This window comes from Deminuibacter soli (assembly GCF_003412455.1).
In the GTDB taxonomy this organism is placed as follows: domain Bacteria; phylum Bacteroidota; class Bacteroidia; order Chitinophagales; family Chitinophagaceae; genus Deminuibacter; species Deminuibacter soli.
In genome coordinates, this window is sequence record NZ_QTJU01000001.1 from 1,184,978 (window position 1) to 1,201,763 (window position 16,786).

Consider the following 16,786-nt stretch of genomic DNA (forward strand, 5'->3'; position numbering starts at 1 on the left):
AAAAAAGCGCCCTGAGAGGGCGCCTTCTATCAAGAATGGGTTAGAACTAACTGTTGAGCATCAGTGGCATTACCAGCATCAGCAACTCTTCTCCTTCTGCCTGTTCAATGGGTTTGATGATACCGGCCTTGGTAGAAGTAGACAATTCTACTTTTACCTCATCGCCATCTGCGGCATTGAGCATTTCGATCAGGAATTTGGCGTTAAACGCAATCTGCAGATCAGTACCATCGTACTGGCAGTTCATGCGTTCGTTACCTTCAAAACTGAAATCAACATCCTGCGCAGCCAGCTGCAGTTCGCTGCCGCTGATGTTCAGTGCTACCTGGTTGGTGCTTTTGTTACTGAATACGCTTACACGGCGCAGTGCGCTCTGGAAATCGGATTTGGTAACAATCAGTTTGTAAGGATTATCTGTAGGGATCACTACTTTGTAATCAGGGAAACGTGCATCGATAAGGCGACAGATCAGCTGTGTTGAACCTTGTGTTACAAACAGGTGGTTGCTGTTGTAGCTTACGGTAAGCAGATCGTCGTTGTCGGGCAGCGCGTTCTTCAGCAGGTTCAATGGTTTTTTGGGAGCAATAAAGCTGTCGGCACGCGGGCAGCTTACATCGGTTCTGCGGTAACGAACCAGGCGGTGCGCATCAGTTGCTACAAACTGGATGGCATCTTTGCTTAATTCGAAATACACACCTGTCATAGCCGGGCGCAGGTCGTCGTTGCTTACGGCGAACAGCGTTTTGTTGATGGCAGTTACCAGTGCACCGCTGGGCATGGTAAAGCTGTTGGTATCATCAGCTGCAGGTTCTTTGGGAAAGTTATCGGGGTTTTCGCCCATCACCTTGTACTTACCATTGTCGCTGGTAATTTCAAGGGCGAAATTTTTGTCGATGTTGAATGTTAATGGCTGATCAGGAATGTTTTTCAACGAATCGATCAGGATTTTGGCAGGGATACACACTTTTCCGTTCACCTTGCTTTCCACATCCATTTGCACGCGCATTACGGTTTCGAGATCGGTGGCAATAATGGTGAGTTTTTTATCCTGGATCTCGAAAAGAAAATCTTCCAGGATAGGCAATACTGTATTGGCATTGATTACCCCGCTGATTTGCTGTAAATGCTTTAACAAGGAAGAAGAGGATACAATAAATTTCATAGTTACACTACCATTTTTATGTGCGGCAACAAACCTACAGTAAAATGTTAATATAAAAACACCCGTTAGCTATATAAATGGCTTTTACTATAGCAAATGTGCATTATATGTGCGGGAAACGGCCTTTTTACCCGCCTGTTCATTAATTTTGGCGACAAAACCGCCGGGCCGGCTATGATTTTGCTATTGCTGTTTTTACTGCCGGCACACTGTACACGCCCAGCTTATTTCCCATAAAACCGGTTACACCAATTGTATACAAAAGGTAATATATCAAAAGAAAAGGCCATTCCTAAAATACGGCATTATTGCGCCTACCAGGAGCGCAGTCATGAAGAGGTAAAAACAAAACTCTATGGCATGGGTTTATACAAATCTGATGTAGAAACCATTTTGGCGCAACTGATAGAAGAGGATTACCTGAACGAAAGCCGTTACGCAGAACAGTTTGCGGGCGGGCATTTCAGGACAAAGAAATGGGGCAGGAAAAAAATACGGTATGAGCTTTCCCTCAAAAGAGTGAGCACGTATAATATTAACAGGGCCATAAAAAGCATTGATGAAGATGCTTACCAGGCCATGGTGCTGCAGCTGGTAACTGCCCGCTGGCAGCAGCTGGAGAAAGAAACGCCGCTGGTGCGCAAAATGAAAACCACCAGTTATTTATTGCAAAAAGGATTTGAGCCGGAACTGATACAGGCAGCCATTCAACAGATGCCTGTTTAAATTAAAGGGTATGAACAGCAGACCAGGTTATGTAACAGCATTACTTTTTTTTCTTTTCTCTTTTGCAGCCACTGCACAGCAGGAGCAGCCGGTGGCTTACCGGCACCAGTTTACACTAACCAGTGACAACGACTTTTACCTGGCATTGTACAACGACCGCTATTATACCGAAGGATTGTTTTTTAACTACAGCTGGGCAGGCCGCGACACACTGCAGAAAAAACTGTACGCCGTTGAACTGGGCCAGCTGATGTACAACCCGTACGATTACCTGAAAGCCGGCACTGCGGCTATTGACCGGCCCTATGCAGGATACCTGTACCTTTCGCTGAAACAAACACGTTTTCTGGCAAACGACCAGGTGCTGCAGTTTGGCGTAAGTGCGGGTATTACCGGCAAACCCTCTCTGGCAGAGGCTTTGCAAAAATGGTATCATCACCTGGTGGGTTTTAAACGGCCTACCGGATGGGCCTACCAGATAACTGCCGAACCCAGCCTTAACCTGCATGCATTATACGCTGCAACCTTGCACACACACGATATACATTTTGCTATAAAACCCGTGGCCGAAATAAACCTGGGCAACGCATTTAGCAATGCACAAGCGGGTTTAATACTGCAATGGGGTGTGTTTGAAAACAACAGCGAGAGCGCTTTATGGAATGCAGGCATCAGCAGCACACCAAGGCATACCCGCAACCCGCACGAGTTTTTTGTATACCTGCACCCCCAACTGAACATCAATGCTTATAACGCCACCATACAAGGCGGTTTGTTTACAACCAACAAGGGCTACACTACCCCGCTTTCGGTGGTGCAGCCCGTGGTAACCCTTGGCGCCATGTATGCACGTAACCGGTTTACTTTTGGTGCTGCGGCTGTACTGCAGGGCCGTGAAACAAGAACACAGCGCGAGGTACAGGAATATGGCAGCCTGCAAATTGGTTACCGGTTTAATTAATATAATTTCCCCGTTAAAAACCAGCCGGCAGTTTAAAGGCTTAACAATTCCTTCTGCCGGGTTTTGGCTTAACTTCGCATCTTTAAAATTTGAACCATGGCACAGTTTCGCAATTTCAGGATGGTGAATTATGTTATATATGGTAAAGGATCGTTTGACCAGCTGGATGAAATTCTGGCCCCGCAGCGCAAGGGCGACGCGCCGATGATCTTTTTTGTAGATGAATATTTCCAGGACAAACAGGCGTTCTTATCCCGCATACCACTGCGCGGAAAAGATAAGATTGTAATGATAGATGTTACCTACGAACCCAAGACTTCGGGTGTAGATAAACTGCGCGATGATTTGCAGGCAGAATTTGGCCAGGTATCTGGCATTATTGGCATTGGCGGCGGTTCGGTAATGGATACTGCCAAGGCCGTGGCATTGATGATGACCAACCCGGGCTCAAGCGCCGACTACCAGGGCTGGGACCTGGTTAAAGTACCCGGTGTGTATAAAGCCGGTATACCTACCATTGCCGGTACCGGTGCCGAAGTAAGCCGTACCTGCGTTTTAACAGGCCCTACGCGCAAACTGGGCATGAACTCTGATTTTACAACATTCGATCAGATTGTGCTTGACCCCACTTTAACTGCCAGCGTACCCGTTAACCAGCGTTTTTATACAGCAATGGATTGTTTTATTCATTGCGTGGAATCGTTGAATGGTACTTACCTCAATGCTTTCAGCCAGTCTTACGGCGAAAAAGCACAAACATTATGCGAAGAAATTTTCCTCGATAAAGCAGTATGGGATGAAGATGCCGATGAAAAGCTGATGATGGCATCTTATGCCGGTGGTATGAGCATTGCCTATTCGCAGGTGGGTGTGGCACATGCGGTGAGCTATGGCCTGGCTTACGTGCTGGGTACCAAACATGGTATTGGCAATTGCATTGTGTTTGACAAGCTGGAAGAATACTATCCTGACGGCGTGGAGAAATTCAAACGCATGGTGCAGAAACATGGTGTGGATATTCCGCAGGGCATCACCAAAAACTTAACGGAAGAACAGTTTGAAACCATGATCAATGTATCATTGGGCATGAAACCGCTGTGGGAGAATGCACTGGGCAAAGACTGGGAAACCATTATGACGCGGGAAAAACTGCGCAAATTGTACGAGCGACTGTAAACAGGATGACCTTATATTAAAAAAGCGGCCCGCGGGCCGCTTTTTTATTGCTTGTATATTTTTCCCTCTTTCATTACAAAACTTACCTGCGTAAGCAGCTTCACATTTTCGAGCGGGTCGCCATCTACAGCGATAATATCGGCCATTTTACCAGTGGCGATAGAACCGCGCTCCTCTTTAATGCCCAGCAGGTCGGCTGCCCGGCTGGTGGCACACTGAATGGCTTCCATGGCAGGCATACCTGCTTCGGTCATGTATTGAAACTCGATGGCGTTTTTACCATGTGCGTACACACCGGCATCTGTACCAAAGGCTATTTTTACGCCAGCCTTGTAGGCTTTGGCAAAAGTACCCTGTATACGCGGGCCCACTTCCATGGCCTTTTTTGCAACAACAGCCGGGAAGAAGCCGGGTATTTTGGCAGAATCTGCTACGGATTTGCCTGCAATAATGGTGGGCACAAACCAGGTGCCGTATTTTTTTGCAAGGGCAATATCATCATCATCCATATAAGTACCGTGTTCAATGGAAGTAACGCCACCCAGGATGGCACGCCTGATGCCTTCTGCACCGTGGGCATGGCAGGCAACGGCCATACCATAGTCTTTGGCTGTTTCCACCACGGCTTTAATTTCATCTACTGTAAACTGGGCACCCGAGCCGTCTTTGCTTAAATCAAGCACGCCACCGGTAGAAGCAATTTTAATAACATCGGCACCTTTTTTAAACTGGTAACGCACGGCTTTTACCAGCTCCTCTTTGCCATTGGCTACGCCATCTTCAGGGCCGGGTATTTTAGACAATTTATCGGGGCGAATGCCAACAGATTCGTCCATATGACCGCCGGTGGCAGAAATGGCATTACCTGCAGTTAAAATGTACGGTCCATCGGTTAGGCCGCGGTTCACCGCATTGCGCAGGGCAATGTTTACGCCGCTGCCGCCGAGATCACGCACAGTGGTAAAACCTGCGAGCAGGGTTACTTTGGCGTTAACGGCTGCGCGGTAGGCAATATCAGCGTCTGTTAACGTAAAGCCTTCCTGGAAACTGGTTTTGCTGTACTGGCTTTCAAGATGCACATGGCAGTCGATTAAGCCCGGCAGCACTGTTTTGTTTTTGAGATCAATGATCTTGTCAGCTGCGCTACCACTGGTAAAGCCATCCTGTATGGCGGTGATGGTTTTATTTTCTACCACCAGGGTAACATTGCTGCGTGGTGATGCAGCCACCCCATCAATGAGTTTACCGCACTGGATATACATTTTTTGTGCAAAGCCCGTGCTGCCAATGAGCAAGCTTAACACCAACAGGCTGAGACGTGTTTTTATCATAGCATTTGTTTGGGTTATGGTTTAGCCGTGGTTTCGTTTTTATACACCTTGCCGTCTTTCATTACAAAGCCCACCGTTTCGAGTGCGCGCACATTGTCTAACGGGTTTTCCTTTACCGCAATAATATCTGCCAGTTTGCCTGTTTTTATTGAGCCGACTTTATGCTCCCATCCCAACAAGGTGGCTGCATTGATAGTGGCGGCTTGTATGGCCTGCATAGGTGTTAAGCCAAACTGTACCATCCATTTAAACTGGCGGCCATTGTAACCGTGCGGATACACGCCCGCATCGGTACCAAAGGCAATTTTTACACCGGCTTGCACTGCCTTGCGAAAGCTTTCACGTTGTGTTTTGCCAACCAGCCGTTCTTTGTTGATGATTTTATCAGGGTAGCCGAGGCGCTTGTATTCTGACAAAATGTATTCATCGTTATAAATATCGGCTACCAGGTAAGTGCCGTGTTGTTTCATGAGGCTGATGGCTTCATCATCTAAAAAACTGCCGTGTTCAATAGAAACCACACCGGCATTCACGGCCATTTTAATGGCTTCGGTACCGTGCGCATGTGCGCAGGTTTTTTTGCCCCATAGTCTGGCTTCATCAACCAGTGCATTCATTTCTTCCTGCGTGTATTGCGGGGAACCAACGCTTTCTTCTTCGGTAAGTACACCGGCACTGGCGCCAAACTTAATAACATCGGCTCCGTACTTTATGTTATAGCGCACCTGTTTGCGTATTTCATCCACACCATTGGCAACGCCACTCATGCCTTTGGGCTGTTCAAATTCGATGTAGGGCGAAAAGCCATTCAGGTCGCCATGACTGCCGGTTGAGCCGATAAAGAAAGTGGCTACCTGCATGCGCGGACCAGGCACATCACCGCGATTAATGGCATTGCGTAAAGAAACATCAATAAGGGAAGAAGCGCCAACATCGCGAACCGTGGTAAAACCGGCTTCCAGTGTGCGTTTGGCGTATATGGGTGCTACTATGGCATAATCAATGGGTGTTTTACGGAAAATATCATCATAATAATTATCACCGGGCTGGGCAGTTAAATGGGTATGGCAATCAATTAAGCCGGGTAATACAGTTTCGCCGGATAAATCAATTACAGCAGCACCTGCAGGGATAGCAATATCACCGCCAACAGACTGAATGGTATCGTTCACCACCAGTATGCGCTGATTAGCCAACACTTTACCGGTTTCTGTATCGACGAGTTTACCGGCTTTGATTACCGTAATGGTTTTGGTTTGCGCCATAGCCCAGCCATTGAGCAAAATGGCGCATAACAGGAAGAAAATTCTTTTCAGCAATTGCATGGTATGTATTTATGTAAGCAGTATTATTTAATTTCTTTCAGCAATTCGGTTACGGCAGCCTGCAGCTGCTGGTCTTCGCCCCTGTTTACTTTTTCGTACTCGTTCATCAGCACAATGTCTGGTGTTGTCTGGCGGTTTTCGAGGTATTGGCCATTCATGTTTTTAACACCCAATGGCGGCACGCCCCAGCGAATGCTGTTATCCTGCAGGGTTTCCCAGCCCGCAAACGTACAGGTGCCTGGTGTAGGCATACCCACGAGTTTGCCCAGCTGCAGGTTTTGGTAGCTGAAGGCAAAGCAATGACCATCGCTGTAATTGGCTTCGTTGGCCAGGGCGATAGAAGGTTTGTTCCAGCGGAAGGTTGGTTCGTACGCCACGGTACGGTTATCGGTGGTGTATTCAAGAAAACGTTTGCCACTTAAAAACATGGCAAGATCGGCAACCAGGTCGCCGCCGCCATTAAAACGCGTATCTACAACCAGGCCTTTTTTACCCGCATACCTGCCCATAATATCGGCATAGGCCGAGCGGTAGGCATTGTCGTTCATGCCGGGGATATGCACATAACCCAAGGAGCCATTGCTCAGTTTATCTACTTCATCCTGGTTGCGTTTTACCCAGCGTTTATACAGCAGGCCATTTTCTTCACCCAGTGAAACGGGCTTTACCAATACTTCACGGCGGGTACCGTTTTCGTTGAGGGATAACAGCGTGTTTTTACCGGCCTTGCGGTTCAGGTACCAGGCAATGTCTTTCGTGGCAACCAGTGTATCGCCATCTATTGCTTCGATGAGTGTACCGGGCTGTATGTTTAAGCCGGCCTTGTCTAACGGGCCATCTTTAATTACTTCTGCTATTTTAACTGCATTGCCTTTATAGGTATTATCGTAAAACACACCGAGCGATGCAGTGGCATCGCCATTTGCATTGGTATTGTAGGCAACTGCACCGCTGTGCGATACGTTCAGCTCGCCCAGCAGTTCGCTGAGCATTTCTGCAAACTCCAGGTTATCGCCAATATGCGGCAGGTATTGTTCGTAATCGTGTTTCAGTGAATCCCATTGTGCACCATGATAGCCTGCGGTGTAAAAGGTTTCTTTTGTTCTGCGCCAAACGTGCTCGAACATAAAACGCCGTTCTGCTGCCACATCGAGGTTAATGTCGCTGTTAATGCGAACGGTTTCCTGTTTGCCGCTGCCGGCGTCTATTTTTAAAATGCGGCCGTCTGCAAGAACAAAGAGGTTTTTCTGGTCTTTATCCCATAACATGCCGGCGCGTTCTGCATCGAGCGATACCAGCATTTTGGTTTCGTGCGTACGCAGGTTGGTGGTCCACAGGTTGTAGTCTTTTTCAAAACGGGCCAGGTAAAACAGGGTTTCGCCGTCTTTGCTTACCACGGCATCTGCAAGGTCGCTTGAGCTGATGGTGAGTTTGGCCTTACGGTATACCAGGCCATCCCAGTCAATGGCAACGGTTGTATCCTTCTTAGCCTTTTTGGAAGAATCAGCCTTGGCTGCTTTTTCTTCCTGTTCTTTCAGCAAGGCAGCATCTTCCTTGTTCAGTTTAAAACGGTCCCATGCAGCCTGGGTAAAGAACATGCCATAAATATCTGCCTGGCTCCCGCCGCTGTTGGCGTAGCTGCGCATGCCGTCGCGGTTGCTGGTCCAGATCATCATTTTACCACCCATCATCCATTTGGGGTCGCCATCCTGGTAACCACTTTGGGTAAGGTTGCGGATAGTGCCCTTGCCATCGGTGCTGATTAAACCAACTTCAGCATTGCTGATGCCTGCTTCGCTGTACTGAAACAACAGCCACCTGCCATCCGGGCTCCAGGTAAAATACTGGTCATTATCGCCCATGCTGAACAGGGCCTCGGAAGTTAAAATAGTACGCTGCTCTTTCGATGCGAGGTTGAATATTTTCAGCGTGTTACGGTTCTCCACAAAGGCTATTTCTTTTCCGTCAGGAGAATACAGCGGCTGGTAATTTTCCTTGCTGTTGGCAATGAGTGGTGTTTCTTTCAGCACGGTAGAGGCAAAGAAATAAGGTTCTTCTTTTCGTATAATGGATGTTTGATAAATTTTCCAGCTATGGTCGCGTTCGCTGCTGTACAACAGCGTACGTCCATCAGGCGAAAAGCTTACGCTGCGTTCCTGTTCGGGCGTATTGGTAATGCGTTTGGTAGTGCCGCCTTCGGTATTGGTTACAAACACCTCTCCCCTGAAAATAAAGGCCACTTCCTTGCCATTGGGCGAAACAGCCAGTTCACGTGCACCGCCTGTAACCTGTACAATTTTTTCGTTGTTGGTTTTGGTATCGGCGGTAATAAGCACATCCAGCTTCCTGGGTTCTGCACCGGGTTGCAGCGTGTACAACTGGCCATTGTAGCTGAAACACAAAGTGCCGTTATTGGCCCTGCTTAAAAAGCGAACCGGGTGTTTGGTGAAATGCGTTATTTGCTGTGGTGCGGCGGGGTTGCTGACAGATAGTTTAAACACATTAAAACTGCCCGCGGCTTCGCTGAGGTAATAGAGCGACTGGTCATTGTCGGCAAAAACCGGGCTGCGGTCTTCCCCGTTAAACTGCGTGAGTTTGGTATGGGTGCCGGTGGCGCTGTTGTATAGCCAGATATCGCGGGTAATGGAAGATGTATGGTGTTTGCGCCAGGCATTTTCACCGCCTTTTTTATCCTGGTATACAAACTGCGTTCCGCTGGTATTGTACTTCACTTCTTCTGCGGGCGTGGTAAGCACCTGTTCTGGTCGGCCACCGTTAACGCTTACCTTGTACAACTCGGGCTGTGAGGCAGTGGGAAATTGCCGGTTGGAAGCGGCGTCCATACGGGCAGCGCCGAAGAGAACGGACTGGTTATCGGGACTGAAATCGTATGGATACTCGGCGGCTGAATGGCAGGTGAGCCTTTTGGCCGGGCCGCCGTGGGAGGGCATAATAAACACATCAAAATTGCCATAGCGGTCACTGGCAAAAGCAATGTATTTGCCATCGTGGCTCCATACAGGCATAAAATCGTGGGCTTCGTGCAAGGTGAGCGGGGCAGCTTCGCCGCCGGCTGCCGGCACTGTATACAAATCGCCTTTGTAGGTAAAAGCAATGGTTTGGGCATCGGGCGAAATGGCGGCATAACGCAGCCAGCCGGCCTGCGTTTGGGCATAGGAATACGGAATAATTGCAAGCATCAGGCCTGCAAGCAGCAATTTTCTCATAAGTGTTTGAATGAGAAAGGAAGATAAGACAGAAAGGGCGCATTATAAAACCTGAAATCATTGGCCGGCCGGGAATATGCGTACAGATTTTTCCGGGTTGCATAAATGGAATTCCTGATGCGGGCAGTACAAACGGGTAAAAGTGCCTTGCTTTGCAGGCAGTAGTATATAGTAAGAACTTCAGGAGGTTGAAATAACGGGCCGCTCTTTCCAGGGCGGCTATTTTTGTGCACTTTTAGCAGGAAGCCAAAAATTTTGACAAAAAAATGCTAAGAAAATTAGTGTGTATAATTTATTTAACCTACTTTCACATCCTTGTTAATTTTGAAGGATAAAACAGCGCAATATGTCAAACGCAGATAAACTCAAGGCACTTAAACTGACCATGGACAAAATCGATAAAGATTTTGGTAAAGGCAGTGTAATGATGATGAATGAACGTGGTGAGAAATTAATGGAAGTTGTTTCTACCGGTTCTATTGGCCTGGATACGGCTCTTGGTATTGGTGGTTTACCCAAAGGCAGGATCATTGAAATATACGGGCCTGAATCATCCGGTAAAACAACCATTGCCACGCACGTAATTGCAGAAGCCCAGAAAAAAGGTGGTATCTGCGCCATTATCGATGCCGAGCATGCGTTTGACAGCACCTATGCCCAGAAACTGGGTGTAGATGTGGACAACCTGCTGATTTCGCAGCCGGATTATGGTGAGCAGGCGCTGGAAATTGCCGACCGGCTTATTTTGTCCGGTGCACTGGATGTAGTGGTGATTGATTCTGTTGCCGCACTGGTTCCCAAAGGTGAGCTGGAAGGCGAAATGGGCGACAGCAAAATGGGTCTGCAGGCACGCCTGATGAGCCAGGCCCTGCGTAAACTCACGGCCACCATCAGCAAAACCAATACGGTTTGTATTTTCATCAACCAGCTGCGTGAAAAAATCGGTGTTATGTTCGGTAACCCCGAAACCACTACCGGTGGTAATGCCCTTAAATTCTACGCATCTGTACGTTTGGATATCCGCCGTATGGCACAGATTAAGGATGGTGACGAAGCCATTGGTAACCGTGTAAAAGTGAAAGTGGTGAAAAACAAAGTAGCACCTCCTTTCCGCAGCACAGAGTTTGACATCGTGTTTGGTGAAGGTATCAGCAAAGTGGGTGAAATTATTGATATGGGCGTAGAGCTGGGTATCGTAAACAAAAACGGCAGCTGGTTTAGCTACGAAGGTAACAAACTGGGCCAGGGCCGTGATGCAGTAAAACAATTGATTCTTGACAATCCCGAACTTTCTGCTGAAATCGAAGGAAAGATAAGGGCTAAAATAATGGATGCGCAGGCTGGCACACCGGCCCCTGCTGCTGAGAAAGCTGCAGCCATCGCAGAAAAAGATTAAAGTTTTTGATTTTTTGGGTTAGTAAGTATTACAAAACCACTCATTTCTATGAAGTGGTTTTTTTGTGCGCATACCCTATGTGCGTATAAGTAGTATCGGGTAGGTCGGCGACGTTTGTTGTAGAGGCTGTGCGCATCCCGGAAGGGGAACCAGGCAAATAACACCGTTGAAGATATTGTATGCCTGTGTTATTGTACGGCAACAGTTGTGGTTGAGTTTTTATGCGAAAGAGGGTTATATGCCCCTTGTTCGTTTCTGTTTTTGTCGTTTTGGCTAAACGGGTAGGTTCGCCCGTGGCTCGTCGGATGTTCGCCTTGGGATCGTTCAAGGGTTTACCCTGGTTTGCGGGAACAAATGTCTTTTTGGGATACACCGAAAAAACAGGGTGATGACTTGTTCTCTTTGTCTTGCACCGGGTATTTAAGCGGAATTGAATATTTTTGGCGCTATGTATGCGCTGCTGCGTGAAAACCTAAGCCGGAAGGCCAATTTTACAGAAGAACAGTTTGAACAAATAGAACAAGCAGTTCAGGAGGAAGTACGGGTAAAACGTAAAACGAAGATTTTATCCGAAGGAGAACCGTGCAATAACATCTGGTTTGTACTGCAGGGTTGTTTCCGCACCTATACAATCGATGCAAAAGGGCTGGAGCATGTGATTATGTTTTCGTTCCAGGATAACTGGGTAAACGACCTTTACAGTTTTACCACCGGCAGGCCTACACTAATGAATATTGAAGCCATTGAAGACAGCGTGGCGATCCGTTTTTCCAAAGAAGGTTTTGAACATTTGTATGCTGCCGTTACCCCGCTTGAACGGGTAATGCGCCTGCAGATCCAGAATGCTTATATTGCCCTGCAGCGAAGGCATTACGCTACGCTGAGCAGCAGCGCTGAAGAACGTTATGCAGAATTGCTGCAATCGCAGCCCGGCATTTCACAGCATGTACCGCTGATTTATATTGCCTCATACCTGGGTATTACCCCCGAAAGCCTGAGCCGCATCAGGAAACAGTTGTCGTTGAAATGAATATTGCGTTATCAATGTTGTTTAATTAAGCGGATTGATATTTTTTACCGCAAAGTTCACAAAGAGGCTGTTAACTAAATGACATTATTTCGCTATGGCAGCGTAAGTTCAAGCTGTTATTGGATTCTTTAACTATCAAACGATCAATTAATATCCCGCTTGTCTGTTTTAATGGAGATCGTTTCGGCATAGGCGCCGTTGGCGGTTACCTGTAAGGCAGATAAGGCTTGTCCGTAACAGGCACCTGTATCAATGTTCCAGCTATTGGTTTGTGCTGCATAAGAAGGGGCGCCCATGGTGGGTGTATGCCCGTGTACCTGCAGTTTGGGCAGTAGCAATAAAGGCAGGCGGTTCCATAGCAAACTGGCGGGGTCGTCTTCATTGTATGGATCGATAGTGGCGGCAGACAGGCCGGCATGGCTTACAAATACCTGCTCATTTTCCCAGCAAAGCGGCAGTGTGTTAAACCAGCGGATGTCTTCAATCATATCCCTGCCGGTATCGCCATAGCTGTGCATTGTTTTCAGTGCATATTGTGTAAGCCAGGTAAGGTTAATGCCATTGTATAATTGCTTGGCCATTTCTGCTTCGTGGTTGCCTTTCAGAAATATGCTGCCGGAATAGGTGGTTTGCAGCTGGCGGCAATGCGCTACCACAGGCGCAGCAAAATTGCCCCTGTCAATAAGATCGCCCACCTGCAACAACTGCTCACTTTGCGGATGCCAGTACTGCAGCAATTTGAGGAAGGTATAATAGCAGCCGTGTATATCGCCGATAATAAATAAATCCATAGGTTCCGGATGTGGATGGGTGTTATAGTAAGTTACAAAATTTGCCAGGTTTGGTTGTTGCGGCACCGGCATTTTTAAAGGCAAATAGGCAAAGTGTGCCTATTATTGAAGGATACCTGCAGCAACTGTTTTTTGTACAGGCATGCATGGGGTATTCCGAATGAAAGACAGTTGCTGTATCTCTTTTGCCAGTCAATGGTACAAATTGCCGAAGCAGAACTTTTAATCATTCTTTCATGTGCACACAGGCAGCGCTTACCTGTTTACTATTGCCTTTGTAAAAAAAAGGGCATGCACAACAGCGCACTGGTGATAGTGGTAAAAGACCGGGAAGCATCCGGTAATACCCGTTTGGCAGAAGCTATTGGAGATAACGCTGCACTGAGAATTTATGAACAGTTGCTGCAGCACACGCATTTTATTGCCCGGCAGTTGCGCGTACACCGTTATGTGTATTGCAACCGCTATATTGAAATGGAAGATATCTGGTCTGCCGGCGGTTTTAAAAAATGCCTGCAGGGCAATGGCGATACAGGGGAAAAACTGCTGCAGATTTTTAAAGAAATATTTGCCAAAGGATATGAACATGTAGTAGTGATAGGTGCAGACTGTATTGACCTTGACCGCACGCATGTAGAAGAAGCATTTCACCTGTTGCAGTATTATGATGTAGTGATTGGCCCGGCACAATACGGCGGCTATTACCTGTTGGGCATGCGCCAGCTGTTCCCGTTTTTATTCAGCCACAAAGCCTGGAGCACACCGCTGCTGTTGCAGCAAACACTGGATGATTTAGACAGCAATCATATATTTTACCACCTGCTGCCTGTTTTAAGCGACAGCGATGAGGGCAAGGAGGAATACCTGATGCACCACCGCCAGTAATTATCCGCTTAACTGGTTTATTTCCACCCCGTTATTTTATGTATTTTGCATGGCGCACATACCGGTAATGGCATGTGCCTTTTGCTATGGAAAAATTTAAAACAATTACGCCCCGTAAACGCATTGCACTGGTAGCCCACGATAATAAAAAAGACGACCTGATCAGCTGGGTACAGGAGAATGCTGCCGAACTGGTAAAACACGAATTGATTGCTACGGGAACTACCGGTAAAATGATCGAATCAACATTGGGTATCCCGGTGCGCAGGGTATTAAGCGGCCCGCTGGGTGGTGATCAGCAGCTGGGCGCTATGATTGCAACCGGGGATATAGACCTCATGATATTTTTCTGGGATCCCATGGAAGCACAACCGCACGACAGTGATGTAAAAGCACTGCTGCGTTTGGGTGTTGCCTGGAATATTCCCATGGCCAGCTGCCGCGCTACGGCCGATTTTATCATCAGTTCGCCATATATGCAACAGGAATACCTCGCCGTGGTTCCGGACTATGGCGGATACCTTTCACGCAATATCCAGAAATGACGCATCCGCAATCACTGCCTGTTATTGTTCGCCCCTGGCAAAAAGAAGATGCACCCGGGCTCGCCTATATTTCCAATAACCGCAACATATGGAACAATGTGCGGGATGCACTGCCTTTTCCCTACACCTTAACCGATGCACAGCAGTGGATACAGCTTTGCGCCACACAAACGCCTGCACGCAATTTTGCCGTTGAATACAAAGGTGAAGTTGCGGGTAGCATTGGCTGTGTGCCCGGTGAAGATATTTACCGCAAAAGCATGGAAATAGGTTATTTTATTGGTGAACCCTTTTGGGGGAAGGGCATTGCTACAGAAGCAGTGCGGCAGCTGCTGCAGCATATCTCAGAAAACTTCAGCATGTCGCGGCTGTTTGCAGGGGTATTTGCCTACAATACTGCTTCGATGCGCGTACTGCAGAAAAACGGCTTTTACCTGGAAAGCGTGCGCCGGCAGTCAATTTACAAAAACAACCAGCTGCACGATGAATATGTATGGGTGAAGCTATTGCAACCGTGGTAACCTGCCTGTGTTTACGTATATTTAAGCTCATCAATATTCTACTGCTATGAGAAAACAGGTGCTGGTGCTGGTTTGCCTGCTCCCCTTTTTGCAAACCCTTCATGCGCAGGACACCATTGCGCCCGCAGATTTAAATACGGCCGCAAGGTTGTTTGATATGCATTTTACCCAACCGGAAATAGATTCCATGTACGATGGTGTAAAAGACACGCAAGACAAACTGCATCGCTATTTTCACAAAAAATACCTGCCCAATAATGTACCCATGAGCCTTTGGCAAAACCCCGCTACTACTGCGGCTGCAGCCAATGCCGATACAGCCATTAACCAATGGCCCATTCCTGCAGGTGTTCAGCTGCCGGCCAATAAAAATGAACTGGCCTTTTATTCCATTCCGCAGCTGGCATCGCTGATCAAATACAAAAAGATCAGTTCGGTTGAACTAACCCGCTTTTTTATCAACCGGATTAAGCAATACGGCGATAGCCTGCATTGTTTGATTAGCCTTACTGAAGATATCGCCATGCAGCAGGCCCAACAGGCAGATGCAGAAATTGCAGCAGGCAAATACCGCGGGCCGCTGCACGGCATTCCCTACGGACTGAAAGACTTATTCGCGGTAAAAGGCACCAAAACCACCTGGGGCGCTGCGCCCTTCAAAGACCAGGTGATAGAAGAAGATGCCTATGTATACACCCGCCTGCGTAATGCGGGAGCTGTGCTGGTAGCCAAACTTACACTGGGTGCATTGGCCATGGGCGATAAATGGTATGGCGGCAAAACCCGCAATCCCTGGAACCTGGAAAACGGTTCTTCCGGTTCATCGGCAGGCTCTGCTGCTGCAACGGTGGCCGGCTTGCTGCCTTTTGCCATTGGTACAGAAACATGGGGCTCAATTATTTCACCGGCATCAACCTGTGGCGCAACGGGTTTACGACCCACGTTTGGCAGTATAAGCCGTACAGGCGCCATGGCATTGAGCTGGAGCCTGGACAAAATTGGCCCGCTTTGCCGCAGTGCAGCAGATGCGGCCATTGTGTTTGATTATATCCGCGGAACAGATGGCAAAGATCTTTCTGCCGCAACACATACGTTTCACTTCAAATCCAAAACGGATATTCATACCCTGAAGATTGCCTATGCACGCAATTATTTCAGGCGGCTGAGAGATAGCAGCAACAACGAGTTTGCTGTGCTGGAAACATTCCGTAAAATGGGGGCGGAACTTATTCCCATTGATTTTCCTGACAGCGGCATTTATGTGAAACCTACCATGCCCATTATTATCGGTGCAGAAAGCGCTGCAGCGTTTGATGAATTAACCCGCACCAACCTGGATGACCAGCTTACTTACCAAACCAAAGACGACTGGCCTAACAATTTCCGTACCTCGCGTTTTATCAGCGCAGCAGACTATGTAAACGCATGCAGGCAGCGTTTTGTATTACAGCAGCGCGTAAACGCAGTGCTGAGCCAATATGATGCAGTGATTTGTCCTAACTGGGCAGGCAACGAATCGGCCATTACCAATTTAACCGGCAACCCGGCCATTTGTTTCCCCACCGGTTTTAATGCGCAAAAGCTGCCAACGAGTATCAGTTTAATCGGCAAACTCAACGGCGAAGCGGCATTGCTGCAATTGGTAAACCTGTACCAGCAGGCCACCTCGTGGAACAAACAACATCCGGCATTATTTCAATAACCGTGTAT

The 16,786-nt window shown here is 47.8% G+C and carries 14 protein-coding genes; 9 read left to right on the forward strand and 5 right to left on the reverse strand.

Annotated elements, in window-relative coordinates; translation table 11 throughout:
• Nucleotides 1-46 precede the first annotated feature (46 nt).
• Nucleotides 47-1,162, reverse strand: coding sequence for a DNA polymerase III subunit beta (gene dnaN, locus DXN05_RS05150; protein WP_116846104.1), 1,116 nt, complete (start codon nt 1,160-1,162; stop codon nt 47-49).
• A 252-nt stretch (nt 1,163-1,414) separates the two neighbouring features.
• Here dnaN and DXN05_RS05155 point away from each other — a divergent pair, with 252 nt between their 5' ends.
• The 3 genes from DXN05_RS05155 to DXN05_RS05165 all read left to right on the forward strand — a co-directional run bounded on the left by DXN05_RS05155 (nt 1,415) and on the right by DXN05_RS05165 (nt 4,025).
• Nucleotides 1,415-1,888 (forward strand): regulatory protein RecX, encoded by a 474-nt coding sequence (locus tag DXN05_RS05155; RefSeq protein ID WP_245975128.1) that lies wholly within the window; start codon nt 1,415-1,417, stop codon nt 1,886-1,888.
• Between the two features lie 10 nt (nt 1,889-1,898).
• Nucleotides 1,899-2,849 (forward strand): lipid A deacylase LpxR family protein, encoded by a 951-nt coding sequence (locus DXN05_RS05160; RefSeq protein ID WP_116846105.1) that lies wholly within the window; start codon nt 1,899-1,901, stop codon nt 2,847-2,849.
• A 96-nt stretch (nt 2,850-2,945) separates the two neighbouring features.
• The gene (locus tag DXN05_RS05165; RefSeq protein WP_116846106.1) at nt 2,946-4,025 is read left to right on the forward strand and encodes an iron-containing alcohol dehydrogenase family protein; all 1,080 of its coding nucleotides are present in this window, start codon (nt 2,946-2,948) and stop codon (nt 4,023-4,025) included.
• 44 nt (nt 4,026-4,069) lie between these two features.
• On the opposite strand, the gene DXN05_RS05170 is transcribed toward DXN05_RS05165, so the two are convergent.
• The 3 genes from DXN05_RS05170 to DXN05_RS05180 are packed head-to-tail and all read right to left on the reverse strand — an operon-like array spanning nt 4,070 to nt 9,908.
• A complete protein-coding gene (locus tag DXN05_RS05170; RefSeq protein ID WP_116846107.1) occupies nt 4,070-5,356 on the reverse strand; it encodes a metal-dependent hydrolase family protein in 1,287 nt (428 codons plus the stop codon).
• Nucleotides 5,357-5,370: 14 nt separating this feature from the next.
• Nucleotides 5,371-6,681 carry a Xaa-Pro dipeptidase gene (locus DXN05_RS05175; RefSeq protein WP_116846108.1) on the reverse strand — a complete coding sequence of 437 codons (1,311 nt, stop codon included), beginning with the start codon at nt 6,679-6,681 and terminating at the stop codon, nt 5,371-5,373.
• 23 nt (nt 6,682-6,704) lie between these two features.
• Nucleotides 6,705-9,908: a S41 family peptidase gene (locus tag DXN05_RS05180; protein WP_116846109.1), complete on the reverse strand. Its 3,204-nt coding sequence runs from the start codon at nt 9,906-9,908 to the stop codon at nt 6,705-6,707.
• Between the two features lie 346 nt (nt 9,909-10,254).
• Here DXN05_RS05180 and recA point away from each other — a divergent pair, with 346 nt between their 5' ends.
• On the forward strand, nt 10,255-11,304 hold the full coding sequence (recA, locus tag DXN05_RS05185; protein WP_116846110.1) for a recombinase RecA: 1,050 nt from the start codon (nt 10,255-10,257) through the stop codon (nt 11,302-11,304).
• Nucleotides 11,305-11,752: 448 nt separating this feature from the next.
• Nucleotides 11,753-12,334 carry a Crp/Fnr family transcriptional regulator gene (locus tag DXN05_RS05190; RefSeq protein WP_116846111.1) on the forward strand — a complete coding sequence of 194 codons (582 nt, stop codon included), beginning with the start codon at nt 11,753-11,755 and terminating at the stop codon, nt 12,332-12,334.
• Nucleotides 12,335-12,477: 143 nt separating this feature from the next.
• On the opposite strand, the gene DXN05_RS05195 is transcribed toward DXN05_RS05190, so the two are convergent.
• A complete protein-coding gene (locus tag DXN05_RS05195) occupies nt 12,478-13,125 on the reverse strand; it encodes a metallophosphoesterase (protein WP_158559129.1) in 648 nt (215 codons plus the stop codon).
• Nucleotides 13,126-13,416: 291 nt separating this feature from the next.
• On the opposite strand from DXN05_RS05195, the gene DXN05_RS05200 reads away from it, so the two are divergent.
• The 4 genes from DXN05_RS05200 (at nt 13,417) to DXN05_RS05215 (ending at nt 16,778) form a co-directional block, all read left to right on the forward strand.
• Nucleotides 13,417-14,010, forward strand: a complete 594-nt coding sequence (locus tag DXN05_RS05200) for a TIGR04282 family arsenosugar biosynthesis glycosyltransferase (RefSeq protein ID WP_158559130.1) — start codon at nt 13,417-13,419, stop codon at nt 14,008-14,010.
• Nucleotides 14,011-14,096: 86 nt separating this feature from the next.
• Nucleotides 14,097-14,555: a methylglyoxal synthase gene (locus DXN05_RS05205; RefSeq protein ID WP_116846114.1), complete on the forward strand. Its 459-nt coding sequence runs from the start codon at nt 14,097-14,099 to the stop codon at nt 14,553-14,555.
• Nucleotides 14,552-15,076, forward strand: coding sequence for a GNAT family N-acetyltransferase (locus DXN05_RS05210; protein WP_116846115.1), 525 nt, complete (start codon nt 14,552-14,554; stop codon nt 15,074-15,076). The genes DXN05_RS05205 and DXN05_RS05210 overlap by 4 nt, the downstream gene beginning before the upstream one ends.
• A 46-nt stretch (nt 15,077-15,122) precedes the next feature.
• Nucleotides 15,123-16,778 (forward strand): amidase, encoded by a 1,656-nt coding sequence (locus DXN05_RS05215; protein ID WP_116846116.1) that lies wholly within the window; start codon nt 15,123-15,125, stop codon nt 16,776-16,778.
• The last annotated feature ends 8 nt before the right edge of the window (nt 16,779-16,786 follow it).

What these genes read in the sequence shown, in the direction of transcription:
- DXN05_RS05195 (WP_158559129.1), bottom strand. Translation starts at nt 13,125, where the DNA reads ATGGATTTATTTATTATCGGCGATATACACGGCTGCTATTATACCTTC.
- DXN05_RS05175 (WP_116846108.1), bottom strand. Translation starts at nt 6,681, where the DNA reads ATGCAATTGCTGAAAAGAATTTTCTTCCTGTTATGCGCCATTTTGCTC.
- DXN05_RS05160 (WP_116846105.1), top strand. Translation starts at nt 1,899, where the DNA reads ATGAACAGCAGACCAGGTTATGTAACAGCATTACTTTTTTTTCTTTTC.
- DXN05_RS05170 (WP_116846107.1), bottom strand. Translation starts at nt 5,356, where the DNA reads ATGATAAAAACACGTCTCAGCCTGTTGGTGTTAAGCTTGCTCATTGGC.
- DXN05_RS05190 (WP_116846111.1), top strand. Translation starts at nt 11,753, where the DNA reads ATGTATGCGCTGCTGCGTGAAAACCTAAGCCGGAAGGCCAATTTTACA.
- DXN05_RS05210 (WP_116846115.1), top strand. Translation starts at nt 14,552, where the DNA reads ATGACGCATCCGCAATCACTGCCTGTTATTGTTCGCCCCTGGCAAAAA.
- dnaN (WP_116846104.1), bottom strand. Translation starts at nt 1,162, where the DNA reads ATGAAATTTATTGTATCCTCTTCTTCCTTGTTAAAGCATTTACAGCAA.
- DXN05_RS05205 (WP_116846114.1), top strand. Translation starts at nt 14,097, where the DNA reads ATGGAAAAATTTAAAACAATTACGCCCCGTAAACGCATTGCACTGGTA.
- DXN05_RS05180 (WP_116846109.1), bottom strand. Translation starts at nt 9,908, where the DNA reads ATGAGAAAATTGCTGCTTGCAGGCCTGATGCTTGCAATTATTCCGTAT.
- DXN05_RS05215 (WP_116846116.1), top strand. Translation starts at nt 15,123, where the DNA reads ATGAGAAAACAGGTGCTGGTGCTGGTTTGCCTGCTCCCCTTTTTGCAA.
- DXN05_RS05165 (WP_116846106.1), top strand. Translation starts at nt 2,946, where the DNA reads ATGGCACAGTTTCGCAATTTCAGGATGGTGAATTATGTTATATATGGT.
- recA (WP_116846110.1), top strand. Translation starts at nt 10,255, where the DNA reads ATGTCAAACGCAGATAAACTCAAGGCACTTAAACTGACCATGGACAAA.
- DXN05_RS05200 (WP_158559130.1), top strand. Translation starts at nt 13,417, where the DNA reads ATGCACAACAGCGCACTGGTGATAGTGGTAAAAGACCGGGAAGCATCC.